2 protein-coding genes are annotated in these 1,098 nt (G+C 57.5%); both read right to left on the bottom strand.

Translation table 11 applies throughout. The features are described 5' to 3' along the window. Positions 1-537, bottom strand: a 537-nt coding sequence (gene pelG / locus A3730_RS22765; RefSeq protein WP_156501309.1) for an exopolysaccharide Pel transporter PelG, incomplete at its 3' end; no start/stop codon positions are given. Next, the coding region (gene pelF / locus A3730_RS22760; RefSeq protein ID WP_156501308.1) for a GT4 family glycosyltransferase PelF at positions 537-1,098 on the bottom strand (562 nt) is incomplete at its 5' end. The genes pelG and pelF, both read right to left, overlap by 1 nt.

The following is a 1,098-nucleotide window of genomic DNA, read 5'->3' as shown; positions in this document are numbered from 1 at the left end:
GGCACCCAGCACCGTAATGGTGTAGCCCAGGGCGTAGAGCAACAAAATGGCCTTGTACTGCTTCATGCCGGAGAGAAAAACGGTGGCAATCCAGATATTGCTCAACACCACAAAACAGGCGATCAGCAACACCCGGAACAGCACACTCTGCCCGGGAAACAGGAACATGGCCGCCGGCAACGCCAGCAGACCGGAGATAACCGTCACCAGCACTGTAACGCCACCAAAATTGGGCAGAATCAGGTCTTCACGGTTTTCAAACGAACGGTCCGCACAGAAGCGGGTAAAGGCCAGCTGCACAATGCCGGTGAGAATCAGGCTGATGGCAATCAAATAGGTCACGGTAATCTGGAACTGTGTCACCGAGGCATCCGGCACCACCATCCCCAGGCTGAAGATACCGATAATCAGAATGCCGATGATCGATAACACCCAGGGGCCGGAACTGATTACACCGGCATAGGCATAGGCCCGGATCAGGCCCAGCAAGGTGTCCTTGCGCAACAATCGACGCAGTTCAAAACCAATGCCGGCCATTAGTGGCGTCCCTCCCGGCGACGATTGTTGTTTTCTTGCGGGCTGGCTGCGTCCGTGTCCCTCACCAGCGACTGGTACAGGTCACGGTAGGCGCCAAACATCATGTCCTGGGTGTACAGGTTCTCCACCCGGCGAATGCCTGCCTGCTGCGCCTGGTGCCAGGCATCCCTATCTTTCAATAGCGAGGCAACCGCATTGCCCAACGCTTCCGGGTCGGCAATGCCCACCACTTCGCCGGCTTTTCCATAGGCCCGATCGGCTTCGCCCAGGCCTTCAATCAGCTGACGGCAAGACCCCACATCCGTGGAAACGGCCGGCACCCCGGCGGCAAAGCCTTCCAGCAACACCAGCGGTAACGCCTCACTGATGGAACTGAGCACGATCACCCCCACTTTGGGTAGCAGCTCATCAATTTTCTGGAACCCCAGAAACTTCACATTTTTTTCCAGCCCCAGACTGGCCACCAGGCCGTGGCACTCCTTGGCGTATTCCTTATCTTCATCTTCCGGGCCGGCAATCCAGCCTTCCGCGTCTGGCAATACATTGACCAGGGTCCGCATG

Source organism: Alcanivorax sp. HI0044 (assembly GCF_001634945.1).
This window is presented reverse-complemented; position numbering and strand designations above follow the sequence as displayed.